This window comes from Gordonia sp. (in: high G+C Gram-positive bacteria) (assembly GCF_020438995.1).
GTDB lineage: Bacteria > Actinomycetota > Actinomycetes > Mycobacteriales > Mycobacteriaceae > Gordonia.
Genome location: NZ_JAGQTN010000096.1, coordinates 1 through 16,308, shown reverse-complemented (window position 1 = coordinate 16,308; position 16,308 = coordinate 1). Strand labels below are relative to the sequence as shown.

General features: G+C 65.9%; 16 protein-coding genes. 10 read left to right on the top strand and 6 right to left on the bottom strand.

The window, feature by feature from the left end; translation table 11 throughout:
* The first annotated feature begins 115 nt into the window (after positions 1–115).
* Positions 116–952 (top strand): TetR family transcriptional regulator, encoded by an 837-nt coding sequence (locus KDB67_RS08005; protein WP_291014558.1) that lies wholly within the window; start codon positions 116–118, stop codon positions 950–952.
* 190 nt (positions 953–1,142) lie between these two features.
* Complete coding sequence (locus KDB67_RS08000) at positions 1,143–2,867, top strand: AMP-binding protein (RefSeq protein WP_291014556.1); 1,725 nt, start codon at positions 1,143–1,145, stop codon at positions 2,865–2,867.
* A gap of 74 nt (positions 2,868–2,941) precedes the next feature.
* On the opposite strand, the gene KDB67_RS07995 is transcribed toward KDB67_RS08000, so the two are convergent.
* The gene (locus KDB67_RS07995) at positions 2,942–3,184 is read right to left on the bottom strand and encodes a hypothetical protein (RefSeq protein WP_291014554.1); all 243 of its coding nucleotides are present in this window, start codon (positions 3,182–3,184) and stop codon (positions 2,942–2,944) included.
* A 112-nt stretch (positions 3,185–3,296) separates the two neighbouring features.
* On the opposite strand from KDB67_RS07995, the gene KDB67_RS07990 reads away from it, so the two are divergent.
* Positions 3,297–6,302 carry a DNA translocase FtsK gene (locus tag KDB67_RS07990; RefSeq protein ID WP_291014552.1) on the top strand — a complete coding sequence of 1,002 codons (3,006 nt, stop codon included), beginning with the start codon at positions 3,297–3,299 and terminating at the stop codon, positions 6,300–6,302.
* 51 nt (positions 6,303–6,353) lie between these two features.
* On the opposite strand, the gene KDB67_RS07985 is transcribed toward KDB67_RS07990, so the two are convergent.
* Positions 6,354–6,899 carry an amino-acid N-acetyltransferase gene (locus KDB67_RS07985; RefSeq protein ID WP_291014550.1) on the bottom strand — a complete coding sequence of 182 codons (546 nt, stop codon included), beginning with the start codon at positions 6,897–6,899 and terminating at the stop codon, positions 6,354–6,356.
* A gap of 173 nt (positions 6,900–7,072) precedes the next feature.
* Between KDB67_RS07985 and pgsA the strand changes: the two genes are divergently transcribed.
* From pgsA to KDB67_RS07950, 7 genes are all read left to right on the top strand, one after another.
* Complete coding sequence (gene pgsA / locus KDB67_RS07980) at positions 7,073–7,756, top strand: CDP-diacylglycerol--glycerol-3-phosphate 3-phosphatidyltransferase (RefSeq protein ID WP_291014548.1); 684 nt, start codon at positions 7,073–7,075, stop codon at positions 7,754–7,756.
* Positions 7,757–8,046: 290 nt separating this feature from the next.
* Positions 8,047–8,364: a helix-turn-helix transcriptional regulator gene (locus KDB67_RS07975; RefSeq protein WP_291014546.1), complete on the top strand. Its 318-nt coding sequence runs from the start codon at positions 8,047–8,049 to the stop codon at positions 8,362–8,364.
* A 143-nt stretch (positions 8,365–8,507) separates the two neighbouring features.
* Positions 8,508–9,323, top strand: a complete 816-nt coding sequence (pspA, locus tag KDB67_RS07970) for a phage shock protein PspA (RefSeq protein WP_291014540.1) — start codon at positions 8,508–8,510, stop codon at positions 9,321–9,323.
* The gene (locus KDB67_RS07965; RefSeq protein ID WP_291014537.1) at positions 9,324–10,595 is read left to right on the top strand and encodes a nucleotide disphospho-sugar-binding domain-containing protein; all 1,272 of its coding nucleotides are present in this window, start codon (positions 9,324–9,326) and stop codon (positions 10,593–10,595) included. It abuts the gene before it with no gap.
* Positions 10,586–10,780 (top strand): DUF3046 domain-containing protein, encoded by a 195-nt coding sequence (locus KDB67_RS07960; protein ID WP_291014534.1) that lies wholly within the window; start codon positions 10,586–10,588, stop codon positions 10,778–10,780. The genes KDB67_RS07965 and KDB67_RS07960 overlap by 10 nt, the downstream gene beginning before the upstream one ends.
* 374 nt (positions 10,781–11,154) lie before the next feature.
* Positions 11,155–12,195: a recombinase RecA gene (recA, locus tag KDB67_RS07955; protein ID WP_291014562.1), complete on the top strand. Its 1,041-nt coding sequence runs from the start codon at positions 11,155–11,157 to the stop codon at positions 12,193–12,195.
* A gap of 2 nt (positions 12,196–12,197) precedes the next feature.
* Positions 12,198–12,698: a regulatory protein RecX gene (locus KDB67_RS07950; RefSeq protein ID WP_291014532.1), complete on the top strand. Its 501-nt coding sequence runs from the start codon at positions 12,198–12,200 to the stop codon at positions 12,696–12,698.
* An 85-nt stretch (positions 12,699–12,783) separates the two neighbouring features.
* Here KDB67_RS07950 and KDB67_RS07945 read toward each other — a convergent pair whose 3' ends face one another.
* The 4 genes from KDB67_RS07945 to KDB67_RS07930 are packed head-to-tail and all read right to left on the bottom strand — an operon-like array spanning position 12,784 to position 16,099.
* Positions 12,784–13,689 carry an amino acid ABC transporter permease gene (locus tag KDB67_RS07945; protein WP_291014529.1) on the bottom strand — a complete coding sequence of 302 codons (906 nt, stop codon included), beginning with the start codon at positions 13,687–13,689 and terminating at the stop codon, positions 12,784–12,786.
* Positions 13,686–14,357 carry an amino acid ABC transporter permease gene (locus KDB67_RS07940; RefSeq protein ID WP_291014527.1) on the bottom strand — a complete coding sequence of 224 codons (672 nt, stop codon included), beginning with the start codon at positions 14,355–14,357 and terminating at the stop codon, positions 13,686–13,688. Before KDB67_RS07940 ends, KDB67_RS07945 begins: the two co-directional genes overlap by 4 nt.
* A gap of 15 nt (positions 14,358–14,372) precedes the next feature.
* Entirely contained in the window at positions 14,373–15,371 is a 999-nt protein-coding gene (locus KDB67_RS07935; RefSeq protein WP_291014525.1) for a glutamate ABC transporter substrate-binding protein, read from the bottom strand.
* Entirely contained in the window at positions 15,371–16,099 is a 729-nt protein-coding gene (locus KDB67_RS07930; RefSeq protein WP_291014560.1) for an amino acid ABC transporter ATP-binding protein, read from the bottom strand. Before KDB67_RS07930 ends, KDB67_RS07935 begins: the two co-directional genes overlap by 1 nt.
* Between the last annotated feature and the right edge of the window lie 209 nt (positions 16,100–16,308).

The window sequence follows — 16,308 nt, the reverse complement described above, 5'->3', positions numbered from 1 at the left end:
TGCGCTGGAATGCCGGCCGTTCGCCGTAGAGAGCGAGCCATGGCCGGGAAACGTAGTCGGACATCGGTCTCCCTTCCCGCACAGTTTAGGGCGTGCCTCCGCTACGGTGTTCAGTATGGCTGAACATCCGGGCCCCGCTATACGTGCCGCGCGCGCACGGGCCAGGTTGACATTGCGAGCCCTCGCCGACGCCATCGGCGTGAGCGTGGGCACCATGAGTGCCATCGAAACAGCCAAGGTAGCGCTGACGACGGACCGGCTCGACGTCATCGCGGCAACCCTGGGCGTGCGTTCGGCGGATCTGCTCGATCCGCCACCTGAACGCGCCGAACCCGCGCCGGGTCCGGTGGGGGAGGTGATGTCGTGGCGGCGGTTCGACGAACTGCACCTCGATCCCGCGCTGCGGGCGGCGATTGAAGTGTTCACCGAGTTCGGCTACCACGGGGCGACGATGAGGATGGTGGCCACCGCCGCCGACAGCAGCGTCGCCGGCATCTACCACTATCACCGCAGTAAGCAGGGCCTGCTGGCGACGCTGACAAACCTCACCATCGACGATCTGGAATGGCGGGTCGCTGCGGCGGACTCAGCCGGCGACACGCCTGCCACCCGGTTCGCGCTGATGGTGGAAGCGCTGGCGTTGTTTCATGCGAGCCGACGCGACCTGGCGTTGATCACCGTTACGGAGATGCGCAGTCTGGAGGAGCCCGACAGAGGGCGGCTCGCCGATCGGCGCCGCGCGATACAGTCTCGGGTCGACGCGGCCGCGATGGCGGCGGTGGCCGACGGGACGTTCGCCACCGGTGATCCCCGAGAGACGGCGCGCGCAGTGGCCACGATGTGCATGGCATTGCCGCAGTGGTTCCACGCCGATGGTTCCGCCGGTGCCCAGGAGGTGGCGCGGGACTATGTGCGCTATTCGATGGCGATGATGCGATTTCAGTCTGACTGAACTCCTGGTCCGCTGGAATTCCCGGTGGGGCAGCTGTTTTCGTCGTCAAGGGCATGCTTGACGAAACCCCGCCGGAGTGTGATGCTGGTCTCGACTGAAACATCCCGAACGTTCGATCAGCCTTGTTCAACTTCCGGGTCTTCAGTGACATTCGCCGGCACTGGCACCGCTATCGCATTGGAGAGTTGTCATGACCTATCCCGACCCCACCGCCCGGCCCGCCGGTCAACCCGGGGCTCAGGCGAGTCCGGCGTCGGGGATCTACGCGGCGCGGCCGTGGCTGGGGTTGTATCCCGAGGGCTCTCCCGTTGACATCACCGCCGAGTGCGCGACAGCGCTCGACGTGTTCGACGCGTCAGTCCGAACCGGCGCCGACGACCCGTTTCTGATCTACTTCGACGGTGTCCTGACCTTCGGCGACGTCGACAAGGCAGCCGACGTTCTGGCGGCGGCGCTCATCGCCGAGGGGTTCGCCGCGGGTGACAGGCTGGCACTGTACGTCCAGAACAACCCGGGCTACGTGATCGGCCTGGTCGCGGCCTGGAAGGCCGGTGGTATCGCCGTCGCCATCAACCCCATGAACCAGCAGCGCGAACTCCGGTACATGCTCGCCGACTCCGGCGCGGTGGCCCTGCTGACCCTTGACGATCTGTACCTATCCGTGGCCAAGCCCGTGATCGCCGAGGGCGGATCATCGATCCGGACAGTCATCACATGTTCGCCGCTGGACTTCCAGACCCGCGACGATGAGCGGCTCTTCGCCGGGGTATCCCGGAGCGCGGTGCCCGGCACCGTCGACCTGGCGGAGGTCATCGCCGCGTACGAGGGATCCGCCCCGCCGGTGCCCACACTGAGTCCGGACGACACCGCGGTGCTTACCTACACCTCGGGCACCACCGGAGAACCCAAGGGCGCGATGAACACCCATCGCAATCTCGCATTCAACGCACAGGTATACCGGGACTGGACCGGACTGGGCGCGGGTGAGCCGATCCTCGGTATCGGCCCGCTGTTCCACATCACCGGGCTCGTCGGCCACATCATGTTCGCGATGATCGCCCACACGTCGCTGATCCTGATGCACCGCTTCGCACCCGACGTCGCCGTGGACACGATCCGGGAGTATCGGCCGGTGTTCACGGTGGCGGCGATCACCGCCTACAACGCGCTGTCGGCCGCACCGGGTGCCACACCCGCCGACTTCGAGAGTCTGCGGATCCTCTATTCCGGTGGCGCACCGATCTCACCGGCCATCGGCGACCGCATGGAAAAGGTCTTCGGTGCCTACATCCACAACATCTACGGCATGACCGAGACGTCCTCGCCCTCGCACGGTGTGCCGTTCGGCGTGCGTGCCCCTGTCGATGAGGACTCGGGCGCGCTGTCGGTGGGTGTACCCGTGTTCAACACGGTTGTGCGTGTGGTCGCCGAGGACGGCAACGACGTTCCCGTCGGCGAGGTGGGGGAGTTCGTGACATCGGGTCCGCAGGTGGTACCCGGCTACTGGAACAAACCGGACAAGACTGCCGAGTCCATGCCGGACGGCGCGATCATGACCGGCGACGTCGGGTTCATGGACGCCGACGGTTGGTTCTACATCGTCGACCGCAAGAAGGACATGATCAACGCCTCCGGCTACAAAGTATGGCCCCGTGAGGTGGAGGACGTGATCTATACCCACCCCGCCGTGCGCGAGTGCGCGGTGATCGGAGTGCCCGACGAATACCGCGGGGAAACCGTGAAGGCGTACGTCTCGCTGAACGAGGGGGCGTCGGTGACCGAGAAAGAACTGGTCGGGTTCTGCAAACAGCAGATGGCCGCCTACAAGTATCCGCGGCAGGTGGTGATCGTAGAGGAACTGCCCAAGACGGTGACCGGCAAGATCCTTCGGCGGACGCTGCGTGCCGGGAAATGACCGTGACCGCAGTGCTGCGACACGCGCCACACCGGGACAGTTGTTGCGTAAGTGACTGACGGGGTCGGGGCGGACTACTCTGTCCGCATGGCTTCGAGAGCGAGCACGGGTTCACGCGCGTCTTCGGCGCGCACCCCGGCCACGGATACGGCCGCCGGCCGATCGACCGGCGGACGGTCGTCTGCTGCTCGGACGTCCCGGGGAAAGAGCGCCTCGTCGACGCGGGGACGCGCCGACGACACCGACAGTACCCCGGCGCGACGGAAGGGTACGGCGAAGAAACCTGCTGCCCGATCGTCCACACGTGCCTCGGGCACGGGACGTCGATCGGTCCGCAGCACGCGTTCGCGCGGCGAACCGGAAAAGCCCATCACCGAGCGGACAACCGACGTGCACCGGCCGTCCGTCGCCTCGACCGTCGGACGAGGTGTGGGGCGGGGGGTCGGCGGTGGCTGGGCCCTGCTCGCCCGTGGCATCGGAGGCCTGGCGCGCGTCGGAACAGGACGCGACACACCGGCCGGAGACGACGGCGACCCCGGCTACCGCGGTCGCGGCCGACGTGGTGCCAATGATCAGGATCCAGGCGATCGTGGCCCCGACGGCCGTGCTCCCCGTGATCCCGGTCCCCGTGATCCCAGTCCCAGTGATCGTGGTCCCGACAGTCGTGACCCAGACAACCGACACACCGGAGTCGTACCCGGCGGCCCGGACGACGGCGCCGACGGCGAGACCGGTGGTCCATCGCATCAGCGTGACGGCATAGCTCTGCTTCTCCTGATCTTCGGACTCCTGATGGCCGTGGGTGTGTGGTTCGGCGCAGCGGGTCCGGTGGGGGCATTCATCAACGCAGGGGTGCGGGCTGCGGTCGGTCTCGTCGCGATCGGCGTGCCGGTGGTCCTGGTGGCGGTCGCGGTGATCCTCATGCGCAGCCCGGCGACGCTCGCCAAGCAGTCACCCGGCCAGCTCGTCGGGGCAGTGCTGCTCGGCCCTCCGGCGCTGGGCCTGATACACCTGATCGCGGGCGCACCATCGGACTTCACCGGCCGATCGAACGCCGCCGGCTATGCCGGGTGGTTGGTCGGCACCCCGCTGACCCACTGGGTCACCGCGTGGGTCTCGGTGCCGATCCTGCTGCTGATCATGGCCTTCGGTGCGCTGTTGCTGAGCGATCGCACGATGAGCGACCTGGTAATCGGGATCAGTGACTACCTCGGCCTGCGGCTGCGCGGGTCGAGGGACACCGGTGAGCACGACGAAGCGCCGTGGGAATCCGAGCGGCGACACGACTCCGAACGCTATCGGCGCAGAGCGGACGACGGCCCGGCGGATCGGCGTGCCGTAGACGGCGGTGCGGGCTATCGACCCGAACGAGCCGAGCCCGGATACTCTCCGGATCCGTACGAGAACTATCCCCCCGACAACGGTCCCGCGCGCCGCCGGACATCCCGGAAGACGCAGTACGGGGCCTACGAGACTCCGGCGTCCGGCCGGGACACCGGGGCTTCCCGGCGCGGTGCCACCGCGGGGGAGATGCGTGACTCCGCACGCACCGAGTTCATCGGCGACAGACGCCCGGCCGGCGCGGGCGGATACGACGACCCCAGGACCGGGCGTCGATCGGGTGCCGCCGATTTCGGTCCCGGTGACTACGATCCTGGTGATTACGGCGCCGCAGACTTTGCCGATGCCGCTACCGATCCACTCGGACCGGGCGGCGTAGGTCCCGCCGATCTCACCGAACCCATCGACCGTGGCAGCGGCGCCCGCCCGGCCGCCGCGACCACCACCGGCGACGACGCGGACCTGCCGCCGCGGCAGGACGCGCCCGTATCGGGAACGAGGCCGACCACCCAGAGAGGCCGCCGCATGAGTGCCGCCACCGCATCCGGTACCAGCCGGACGGGACGGCCCGCGTCAGCGTCCCGTGGGCACTCCGCGGAGAACTCGCCCTATCATGTCCCCCCGACCTCGTTGCTCATCGAGGGCGAGCCGCCGGTGGCGGGCAGCCGTGCCAATGACGACATGATCGACCGCATCACCGGCGTCCTCGAGCAGTTCAAGATAGACGCGATGGTCACCGGGTACACCCGCGGCCCGACGGTCACCCGCTACGAGGTCGAACTCGGCCCGGGTGTGAAGGTCGAGAAGATCACCGCGCTGCAGCGCAACATCGCCTATGCGGTCGCCACCGACAACGTGCGGCTGCTGGCACCCATCCCCGGCAAATCGGCCGTCGGGATCGAGGTCCCCAACTCCGATCGCGAGATGGTGCGTCTGGCCGACGTGCTGGAGGCGCCGTCGACGCTCAAGGACAAGCACCCGCTCGTCATCGGTCTGGGTAAGGATATCGAGGGCGACTTCGTCTCGGCCAATCTCGCCAAGATGCCGCACCTGCTGGTGGCCGGCTCCACCGGTTCGGGCAAGTCGAGTTTCGTCAACTCGATGCTCGTCTCGCTGCTCACCCGCGCCACCCCCGAGGACGTGCGGATGATCCTCATCGACCCCAAGATGGTCGAGCTCACCCCGTACGAGGGGATTCCGCACCTGATCACCCCGATCATCACCGAACCCAAGAAGGCCGCCGCCGCGCTGGCCTGGCTGGTCGAGGAGATGGAACAGCGCTATCAGGACATGAAGGCCTCCCGGGTGCGTCACATCGACGACTTCAACCGGAAGGTGCGGTCGGGGGAGATCACCGCGCCACTGGGGTCCGAACGCGACTACAAGCCGTATCCGTACATCCTCGCGATCGTCGACGAGCTCGCCGACCTGATGATGACCGCTCCCCGCGACGTCGAGGACGCGATCGTGCGGATAACGCAGAAGGCGCGTGCGGCGGGCATCCACCTGGTCCTGGCCACCCAGCGGCCATCGGTCGACGTGGTGACCGGCTTGATCAAGACGAACGTCCCGTCCCGTCTGGCGTTCGCGACGTCCTCACTGACCGACTCGCGCGTCATCCTCGATCAGCCGGGCGCCGAGAAACTCATCGGTATGGGTGACGGACTTTTCCTGCCCATGGGTGCGGGTCGGCCCATCCGGATGCAGGGGGCGTTCGTCGCCGACGAGGAGATCTCCGCGGTCGTCGAGTACAGCCGGGAGCAGGCACAGCCCGAGTTCGTCGACGGTGTCACCACCTCGAAGGCCGGGGACAAGAAGGAGATCGACTCCGATATCGGTAACGACCTCGACGACCTGCTGCAGGCGATCGAGCTGGTGGTTTCCAGTCAGTTCGGATCGACGTCGATGCTCCAGCGCAAGCTGCGCGTCGGTTTCGCCAAGGCGGGCCGGTTGATGGATCTGATGGAGACGCGTGGGGTCGTGGGTCCGAGCGAGGGATCCAAGGCCCGCGAGGTTCTGGTGAAACCGGAGGACCTGGCCGGGGTGATCGCATCGATCACGGGCGGAGATGCCTCCGCACCGGATCCGGCCTGACAGCCCGGCTCGTGCCTGCGTGACCGACCGAGGCCGGGGCGATACCCGGCCTCAGCCGTTGTCATGCAGGTGAGCCAGCATCCGGGTGTTGCCGAGTGTGTTCGGTTTGACGTAGCTCAGGTCGAGGAACTCGGCGACACCGGTGTCGTACGAGCGGCACATCTCCTCGAACACCTCGCGGGTGACGGGCGTGCCCTCGATCTCGACGAATCCGTGGCGGCCGAAGAACTCCGTCTCGAACGTGAGCACGAACACCCGGCTCAGTTCCAGCTCGCGCGCGACGTCCATGAGCCGAGCGACGATCCGGTGCCCGATGCCATACCCGCTGCGGGTGCGGTCGACCGCCACGGTTCTGACCTCGCCGAGATCGGACCACAGCACGTGCAGGGCTCCGCAGCCGACCACGTCGCCGCCCATGTCGCCGACCCAGAACTCCTGCACCGACTCGTACAACGTCACCAGGTTCTTCTCCAGGAGAATCCGGCCGGCGTACTGGTCGATGAGTTCTTTGATCCGCGGCACATCGGATGTCCGGGCGCGGCGCACCACGACGGTGCGGTGATCGGTCGTGTCGGCCTCGGGGTCGGCGGAGGACATGCGAATCAATGTACGTCGGATGACTGCGGCGCCGGGCGATGAGCCGGTCAATCGACATGAATCCCATCGCGTGTGACCTGGTGATCAATCCCGGCCGGTATCGCGGATAGTCTGTTCTGTGTGCGAGTGTGCTTTCGGCGCCCCATGGGCGAGTCGTCATCGGTCGGTGAGTCATGACCGGCCGGGCTCGCCGTGCTCTCGACGAGGAGCCGTGCCAAGCCGTGGATGAGCCGGTGACCGGTGACCTCACCCCGTCCGTCCCCCACGAGGTGCCCCCGAACGAAGTGCGCCCGGACGAGGTCCCGCTGCTCAACATCGCCAACGTGCTCACGATGTTCCGGATCGTGCTGGTGCCGGTGTTCGTCGTCACGCTGTTCGTCGACGACGGGGACAGCACGGCGTGGCGTATCGCGGCCACCGTGATCTTCGCCGTCGCAGCGCTCACCGACCGCTACGACGGTCGGCTGGCCCGCGAGCGGGGCCTGGTCACCGAGTTCGGCAAACTGGCCGACCCGATTGCCGACAAGGCCCTGATCGGCGCCGCGCTCATCAGCTTGTCGGTGCTCGGTGAGCTGTCCTGGTGGGTGACCGGTGTCATCGTGGTCCGTGAACTGGGCGTGACCGCGCTGCGGTTCTGGGTACTCAAGCACGGTGTGATTCCGGCCAGCCGTGGAGGCAAGCTGAAAACGCTGCTCCAATCGTTGGCGATCGGTTTCTACCTCCTTCCACTGGACGGTGGCTGGCACCTGATCGCCGTGGTCCTGATGGCGGCGGCGGTCGTCGTGACCGTCGTGACCGCCTGCGACTACCTCTGGCAGGCGATCGCGTTGCGGGCGAAGGGCCGCGCCGGCCGCTGACAGCCTGCTTCAGGATCGCTCAACCCGGCACGACGGGGGCGTCGGCGGGGGTGTGTCGGTCACGTCTTGGTAGCGTGAGACGAGCGCCACGTGAGATGAGTCACGACCGGACTTTCGCCGGTCGTGCAGCGCGACGGCGCCGATAGTGGACTACTGTCGGCGGAACGGAGCAGAGCGCCCGATGCCGGATCCGCCCCGAATGAGCGGTGCGGGAACCGATCGGGCGATGCGATCGTTGTCAAGGTCGGTCGGCGCACTAGGACGGTGACGACCCGAAGGAGGGAGTGTCAATGGCGGTACTGCTGCGAGAGGCGCTGGGGGAAAGTCTGCGCCGGGTACGTACGGACCAGGGCCGGACGCTGCGTGAAGTCTCCACCGACGCGCGGGTGAGTCTGGGCTATCTCTCCGAGGTCGAGCGGGGCCAGAAGGAGGCATCGAGCGAATTGCTCGCGGCGATCTGTGATGCTCTCGACGTCGAACTCGCCGACATCGTGCTCGACGCGGGCCAGACATTGCGCCCAGCGCAGCACGATGCCGCGTTGTCGGCCACAAAGGTGGTCATTCCGGCTCCTGCCGGGCGGCCCGGTGCCGAGCTCGCCGCGGCCTGACCGGCGATCCCGAACCGGCCGTGTCCGGTGACACATCCGAACGACAGCGGTGCCTGTACCCGGTGGGGGCGGCTACAGTCGGATGTCAGGGCTAGATTGGTCCCCGATCCACTTTTCAACCGGTGAATGGAGTTGACGCAAGCATGGCGAACCCGTTCGTGAAGTTCTGGCGCTATCTGATGGCCCTGGGCAATTCGAAGATCGACGAGTACGCCGATCCGAAGGTGCAGATCCAGCAGGCGATCGAGGATGCGCAGCGTCAGCATCAGGCGCTGTCCCAGCAGGCCGCCAATGTGATCGGCAACCAGCGCCAGCTGGAGATGAAGCTCAACCGGCAACTCGAAGAGATCGAGAAGCTGCAGGCCAACACGCGTCAGGCACTGACCCTGGCCGATCAGGCCGCCGCGGCCGGTGACGCGCAGAAGTCGCAGGAGTACACCAACGCCGCCGAGGCGTTTGCCGCGCAGCTGGTCACCGCCGAGCAGAGTGTCGAAGACCTCAAGGTGCTGCACGATCAGTCGCTGCAGGCGGCGGCGCAGGCCAAGCAGGCCGTCGAGCGTAACGCGATGATGCTGCAGCAGAAGCTGGCTGAGCGGTCCAAGCTGCTGAGTCAGCTCGAGCAGGCCAAGATGCAGGAGCAGGTGTCGGCATCGCTCAATCAGATGAGTGAGTTGGCCGTTCCGGGTAACACGCCCAACCTGGATCAGGTGCGCGACAAGATCGAACGCCGCTACGCCAACGCTCTGGGATCGGCCGAGCTGGCGAAGAACTCCGTCCAGGGGCGGATGGCCGAGGTCGAGCAGGCCGGTGTCCAGATGGCCGGGCACTCCCGGCTGGAGCAGATCCGCGCCAGCATGCGGGGTGAGGCACTGCCGTCGGCGGGTGCACCGGCTGCGGCGCCGGACCTGGCCAAGCCCGGTACTTTGCCCGGACAGACGCTTCCGCCGCAGACCCACTAGGTGACCGGGGCGTCGCCGCGGGGCCGCACGCACCGTATCGGTATCGTCGCGGGGCCGGACGCCGGTCATGCGTTTCCGGCGTTCGCCCTGGCAGGGTTGTTCGACGCCGCCGGGTATGGGGTTGTCGTCTATACCGGCAGACGCTGGCTGGACGAGGCCTCGCGGCGCGGTATACGGACACTGGAGTTACCCGGGCTGACCGCGCTCGCAGATGACGACGACGGTGATGCGGGAGACAAGCTCAGTGGACGTGCCGCACGCATCGCGTGTGCGCTGGAGCCGTCCCTGGTGGCGGAGCATATTGATCTGGTCGTCTCCGATGCCATCACCGTCGGCGGTGGTTGGGGAGCCGAACTCGCCGGAATCCCGTGGGTGGAATGCTCGCCGCACCCGCTGTACGACGCATCGCGTGGCCTGCCTCCGGTGGGTTCGGGCCTCGCAGTGGGGACCGGACTGCAAGGCAGGCTACGGGATTCGCTGATGCGGGTCGCCACAGCGCGGTCGATTCGGCTCGGCGAGCGTCAGCGGTCGAGTGCCCGGACATCGATCGGATTGCCCGGAACTCCGGCACCCGCCGCCCGACTGGTGGCCACGCTGCCCGCGCTGGAGGTACGCCGCCCGGACTGGCCCGAGCGGACCCACATCGTCGGTCCGCTGCTGTGGGAACCTACGGACGAGATATTCACGGTCCCGGGGGGTGACGGGCCGCTGATCATGGTGGCACCGTCCACCGCCGCCACCGGCGCCGGCGACATGATCGACCACGTGCTCGGCGGACTCGCCGGATTGCGCCGTGATGTCCGCGTGGTGGTGTCCGGGCTCGGCATCGACGATTCGACCGTGGCGGCGATCTGTGTCGGAGCCGGGCTTCCGGCCGGTGCCGTGGTGGCGGGCCTGGCCCGTCAGGATCAGCTGCTGGCCTCGGGTGCGGTCGACGTATTGATCTGCGGTGGCGGTCACGGAATTCTGGCCAAGAGTCTGACTCACGGCGTTCCGGTGGTCACCATCCCCGGTGGCGGTGATCAGTGGGAACTGGCCAACCGGGTGAGCCGGATCGGTGTGGGAGAACTCGTCCGGCCCGTCACCGCGGACACGGTGACCGGTGCCGTGCGTACCGTCCTCGACGACCCGGGATATGCGGACCGGGCCGCGTCGGTCGCGGCATCAGCCAGGGGGACCGTCGATCCGGTGACGGTAGTCAATCGGGTTCTGGGGAGATCGGGTGCCGCACCGGCGGACCGTACACCGATAGGCTCGACGCCGTGCGACTGACGGAGTTCACCGAGTTGATGAACGCTCAGTTCGGTGTGCAGACGGCCGATTCGATTCTCACCGACCACGTTCTCATTGAGTTCGGCGGCCGGACCGGTGCGCAGGCCATCGAGGACGGCCGCGACCCCCGCACGGTATGGGTCGCGATCTGCCGCGACTTCGACGTGCCCCGCGAACGCTGGTAGCCCGCACTCGATGCCTGTGAAGGCCCCGACCAGTGAAGACCTTCGCCTGTGGAGAACCTTGGCCTGTGGAGAACCTTGGCCTGTGGAGAACCTCGGCCTGTGGAAACTCTGTTTGCCGGGTATCGGGGGCCGTGCCAGTATTGCCAATAGAACATTCGTTCGTTCATACTGATGTTCGATAAACGCCGGATGTTCGGCAGAGCGATGTTCGGCTAGAGCAAGGCAGTCCCGGCACGCCGGAGGCTGATTGTCAGACCCTCCGGATAGTGTGCGGGGCGATGGCAACCACAGCTTCGGGCAAACCCCGGTCAACACAGCAGACACGTAAACGCGGCAGCACCAAGGCCAACCCGGTACCGACCAGAGGAGACACAATGGCACCGACTCACGATCGTGAGAAGGCACTCGACCTCGCGCTCGCACAGATCGACAAGAACTTCGGCAAGGGCTCGGTCATGCGGCTCGGGCAGGAGGCCCGTCAACCTCTCGAAGTCATCCCGACCGGCTCGATCGCCCTCGATATCGCGCTGGGTATTGGTGGGCTGCCCCGTGGTCGTGTCGTGGAGATCTACGGTCCGGAGTCCTCGGGTAAGACGACGGTGGCGCTGCATGCGGTGGCCAATGCTCAGGCGCAGGGCGGTATCGCCGCCTTCATCGATGCCGAGCATGCGCTCGATCCCGACTACGCGGCCAAGCTAGGCGTCGATACCGACGCGCTGCTGGTGTCCCAGCCGGACACCGGCGAGCAGGCCCTGGAAATCGCTGACATGCTGATCCGGTCGGGCGCACTCGACATCCTGGTCATCGACTCGGTCGCGGCGCTGGTGCCCAAGGCTGAGATCGAGGGTGAGATGGGCGACAGCCACGTCGGTCTGCAGGCTCGTTTGATGAGCCAGGCGCTGCGCAAGATGACCTCGGCGCTCAACCAGTCCAACACCACCGCCATCTTCATCAACCAGCTCCGCGAGAAGATCGGTGTGATGTTCGGCTCCCCCGAAACCACCACGGGCGGTAAGGCATTGAAGTTCTACTCGTCGGTGCGCCTGGATGTGCGGCGCATCGAGACACTCAAGGACGGCACCGACGCGGTCGGTAACCGCACCCGCGTCAAGGTGGTCAAGAACAAGGTGGCGCCGCCGTTCAAGCAGGCCGAGTTCGACATCCTCTACGGACATGGCATCAGCAAGGAGGGTTCGCTGATCGACCTCGGCGTGGCCGAGGGCTTCATCCGTAAGTCGGGATCCTGGTACACCTACGAGGGCGATCAGCTCGGTCAGGGCAAGGAGAACGCCCGCAACTATCTCAAGGAGAACCCGGAGACGGCCGACGAGATCGAGAAGAAGATCAAGGAGAAGCTCGGCATCGGCGCGGTTCTCGACGACGATGACGTGGCTCCCGCGCCGGTTGAATTCTGACAATGACCGCAGACGCTGAGACCGGGCGCACCGCCTCCCCGTGGGACGTGGCGCTCCGGCTTCTCGGAGTCCGGGCGCGCAGTCGCCACGAAATGCGGGAGCGGCTGTTGCGCAGAGGTTTTGCCGACGATGTCGTCGAGGACGTGATGGCCCGTCTCGACCGTGCAGGATTGCTCGACGATGCTGATTTCGCCGCCGAATGGGTACGGTCGCGACACGCGTACAGCGGCAGGGGGCGGATCGCACTCAAACAGGAGCTGCGTTCCAAAGGGATTGACGCCGAGGTCATCGACGAGGCGCTCGGCGACATCAGCCCGGATACAGAGCGGGTCAACGCCGTGTCGATGGCCACGAAGAAGCTGGCCGCGATGCGCGTGGATCTCACCGACCGCGCCGAACGTGACAAGGCGTTCCGCAGGCTTGCCGGCGTGCTGTCGCGGCGCGGCTACGACCAGTCGACGGTGATCGACGTGGTGACAGAGGTGCTGGGCACCCGATCGTGACGGGCCCCACCCGAATGTCAAGGCCGGGACTACAGGGCGCAAGCAGTTCGTCCTGTAGTCCCGGCCTCGTTCGTCTGTGCGGGCGCTACTTGGTTCCGAAGGTGGGCAGGTTCTCCGATGCGGCGATATCGACCTCGTCAGGATCGACGGCGGCCACCTTGCGGCGGCCGGTGCGCAGACGCTTCTCCAGATACGTCGCCAGCGACGACAGACCGAAGTTGATCAGGATCATGATGATCGCGATGACGATCAGCGCCGGAATGTAGTTGCCGTACCGGGCAGAGGAGAGCAGGCCGCTACGAATCACCTCGGAATAGCCGATGATGTAGCCCAGCGCGCTGTCCTTGAGCGCGATGACCATCTGCGACACCAGTGCCGGCAGCATCGCCGTGACCGCCTGCGGCAGTAGGATGATGCGCATCATCTGGCCTTTACGCAGGCCCAGCGCCTTGGACGCCTCGGTCTGTCCGTTCGGCAGCGAGTTGATGCCGGAACGGATGATCTCGGCGATCACCGAGCCGTTGTACAGCGTCAGGCCGATCACCACCGCCGTGAACGCGAGCTGCGAGGACGGTACGACACCGTACTTGGCCAGCAGGAACCAGCAGAACACCATCAGGATCAGCACCGGAATGGCGCGGAACACCTCGATGAGAGTGCCGGAGACGGCGCGCACCCAGGTGTGATCGGAGAGTCGGCCGATGCCCAGTACCGAGCCCAGGATCAACGCGAGGATGATCGAGACGATCGCCGCCGCGACGGTGCGCCACAGGCCGGGCAGGATGTAGCCCTTCCAGGTGCTCCAGTAGGTGAACGGTTCCCACTTCTCACCGGCGAACTGATCGTTGCCGGCCAGAGTCACGATCACCCAGATGGCGATGGTGGCGATCACCGCGAGGAATGCGACCGTGATGATCCTGTTTCGGGCCTGTGCCTTGGGGCCGGGTGCGTCGTACAGGACTGTGGCGCCGGCGGGTTTATTGTCGCTCATCGCTTCACCCCGAATCGTTTGGCGAGATATCCGAACACCGCACCCTCGGACAGGGTGATGATCATGAATCCGACGGCGATGATGCCGAAGATGACGAACAGTTGATCGGAGAACGTCTCGATCTCGCTCTTCATCAGCGCCGACGCCTCGGCGACGCCGATCGCCGAGGCGATAGTGGTGTTCTTGGTCAGTGCGATCAGCACGCTGCCGAGCGGGCCGATGACCGCCCGGATCGCCTGTGGCAGCACGATCGAGCCGAACACCTGGATGAATGGCAGGCCCAGCGACCTGGCCGCCTCGGCCTGACCGATCGGCACCGTGTTGAAGCCCGACCGGAGCGTTTCACAGACGAACGTCGCCGTGTACACGATGAACCCGACCACCGACAGCCAGAACATGTTGGTCGAGTTGGTGGAGGCGAACTGCACGCCGAGGTTGTAGCTCAGGCCCATCGCACAGAACAGGATGATCAGCGTCAGCGGGGTGTTGCGGACCACGTTCACGTAGATGGTGGCGAATCCGCGCATCACCGGTATCGGTGAGACCTTCATGCCTGCCAGCATCGTTCCCCAGATCAGCGCGCCGATAGCGGAGAAGAACGTCAGTTTGATGGTCATCCAGAATGCGGGCCACAGCTCGGGCCCCATACTGTCCCAGAGTTCACTCATTGTCGTTCACCTCACTCACTTCAGGCCCGGAGGGCAGGGGGTGGATGCGGAGTCGAGAAACGACAGGTCGCCGACCGTCGGCTCGAACTTGTATTTCGAATCGGGCGTGGCCGCGCGTGCGGCCACCTGATCGACGAACTCGTCACCGAGGTTCTTGCGGATCGCCGTCATCCACTCGGAGATGCCGTCGGCACCCGGCTTGAGCATCGCGGTGAGCGCCTCGTTGAGCAGCGCAACCGCCTCGCCGTCGTCCTTGCCGACGCCGATGCCGTACCGCTCGGTGGAGAACGGCGCACCGGCGGACTTGAGTGCCTCCTTGACGCAGGCGTCCTTCGGGTAGGTCATCTCGACCAGCTTGAACTCGCCTGACCAGAAGTTGGAGTACCCGGCCAGAATCGACTCGTCGGTGGTCAGTGCGTCGACCTTGCCCCGGCGCAGACCCTCGACGCAGGCCGAGTACGAATCGAACTCCTGCAGCTGGACCGACGGGAGCTGGGCCTTGACGTTCTGTGCCGACGTCGAACCCGTCACCGAGCAGAGCTTCTTGTCCTTCTGCAGGTCGGTGAGCTGGGTGATCGAGTCGTCGTCGCGGCGCACCAGCAGACCCTGATAGGTCACCAGGTACGGGCCCGCGAACGACACCTTCTTGGATCGGGCCGCGTTGATCGAGTAGGTGGCGGCGATGGTGTCGACCTCACCGTTCTCGATCATCGCCTCCCGGCGTGCCGACGGAGTCTCGCGCCATTTGACCTTGGGATGCTTGACCCCGAGCTTGTCGGCGATGTGGTTGACGACGTACCGCGAGACGTCGGCGTCGAATCCGTCGACGCCGCCGTTGTCGGGGTTGTAGATGCCCAGCCCGGGTTGGTCGAATTTGGTACCCAGCACAACCGACCCCTTCCGGATGGAGTCGACGAGGCTGCGCGGTTCGGTGCTGCCGCATCCGGCCAGGAGCGCGCCGACAGTGCCCAGGACCGCGATCAGGATGGTGAGGGTAACCGTCTGCCGTCGCATCAGTGCCCCAGAATTTTGCTCAGGAAGTCCTTGGCGCGTTCGGACTTGGGTGCGGTGAAGAAGCTCTCCGGATCGGTGTCCTCGATAACAGCGCCGTCGGCCATGAAGATGATCCGGTCGGCGGCCTTGCGGGCGAAGCCCATCTCGTGGGTCACCACGAGCATCGTCATGCCCTCCTTGGCCAGCGACACCATGACGTCGAGGACCTCGTTGACCATCTCGGGGTCGAGGGCCGACGTCGGCTCGTCGAACAGCATGATCTTCGGTTCCATCGCGAGCGAGCGGGCGATGGCCACACGCTGCTGCTGACCACCGGACAGTTGTGCGGGGTACTTGTCCTTCTGGCTGGCGATGCCGACACGGTCGAGGAGTTCGAGGGCCCGCTTGGTCGCGTCGGCCTTGCTCTTCTTACGGACCTTGATCGGTGCGAGGGTGACGTTGTCGAGGATCGTCTTGTGCGCGAACAGGTTGAAGGACTGGAACACCATGCCGACGTCGGCACGCAGGGCGGCGAGGTCCTTGCCTTCGGACGGCAGCAGAGTGCCCTCGATACGGATCTCGCCGCTGTCGATGGGTTCGAGGCGGTTGATCGTTCGACACAGGGTGGACTTGCCCGATCCGGACGGGCCCAGGACCACCACGACCTGCCCGCGGGGCACCTCGAGATTGATGTTCTTGAGAACGTGCAGGGGACCGAAGTGTTTCTCGACCCCCTTGATGGAGATCATCGGGGTACCACCTGGTGAGCTCCCCGACGACGGTGACGACGAAATATCCTTGGAAGGTGCATTCGGCGAATCGGTCATGAACAAACCCTAGTGCGCACTCGGACATCAGGCGCGCCGAAACGATAAGCTTGTTTGCCGTTGCTCACGAGTCCGATCCGGACGGCCTCACGAGTCCGTTCCGGACGGCCTCACGAGTCCGTTCCGGACGG

Excerpts from the sequence above, each read along its gene's own strand:
- KDB67_RS07940 (WP_291014527.1), bottom strand. The coding sequence starts at position 14,357 with ATGAGTGAACTCTGGGACAGTATGGGGCCCGAGCTGTGGCCCGCATTC.
- KDB67_RS07975 (WP_291014546.1), top strand. The coding sequence starts at position 8,047 with ATGGCGGTACTGCTGCGAGAGGCGCTGGGGGAAAGTCTGCGCCGGGTA.
- pgsA (WP_291014548.1), top strand. The coding sequence starts at position 7,073 with ATGACCGGCCGGGCTCGCCGTGCTCTCGACGAGGAGCCGTGCCAAGCC.
- pspA (WP_291014540.1), top strand. The coding sequence starts at position 8,508 with ATGGCGAACCCGTTCGTGAAGTTCTGGCGCTATCTGATGGCCCTGGGC.
- recA (WP_291014562.1), top strand. The coding sequence starts at position 11,155 with ATGGCACCGACTCACGATCGTGAGAAGGCACTCGACCTCGCGCTCGCA.
- KDB67_RS07950 (WP_291014532.1), top strand. The coding sequence starts at position 12,198 with ATGACCGCAGACGCTGAGACCGGGCGCACCGCCTCCCCGTGGGACGTG.
- KDB67_RS08000 (WP_291014556.1), top strand. The coding sequence starts at position 1,143 with ATGACCTATCCCGACCCCACCGCCCGGCCCGCCGGTCAACCCGGGGCT.
- KDB67_RS07945 (WP_291014529.1), bottom strand. The coding sequence starts at position 13,689 with ATGAGCGACAATAAACCCGCCGGCGCCACAGTCCTGTACGACGCACCC.
- KDB67_RS07985 (WP_291014550.1), bottom strand. The coding sequence starts at position 6,899 with ATGTCCTCCGCCGACCCCGAGGCCGACACGACCGATCACCGCACCGTC.
- KDB67_RS07930 (WP_291014560.1), bottom strand. The coding sequence starts at position 16,099 with ATGATCTCCATCAAGGGGGTCGAGAAACACTTCGGTCCCCTGCACGTT.
- KDB67_RS08005 (WP_291014558.1), top strand. The coding sequence starts at position 116 with ATGGCTGAACATCCGGGCCCCGCTATACGTGCCGCGCGCGCACGGGCC.
- KDB67_RS07935 (WP_291014525.1), bottom strand. The coding sequence starts at position 15,371 with ATGCGACGGCAGACGGTTACCCTCACCATCCTGATCGCGGTCCTGGGC.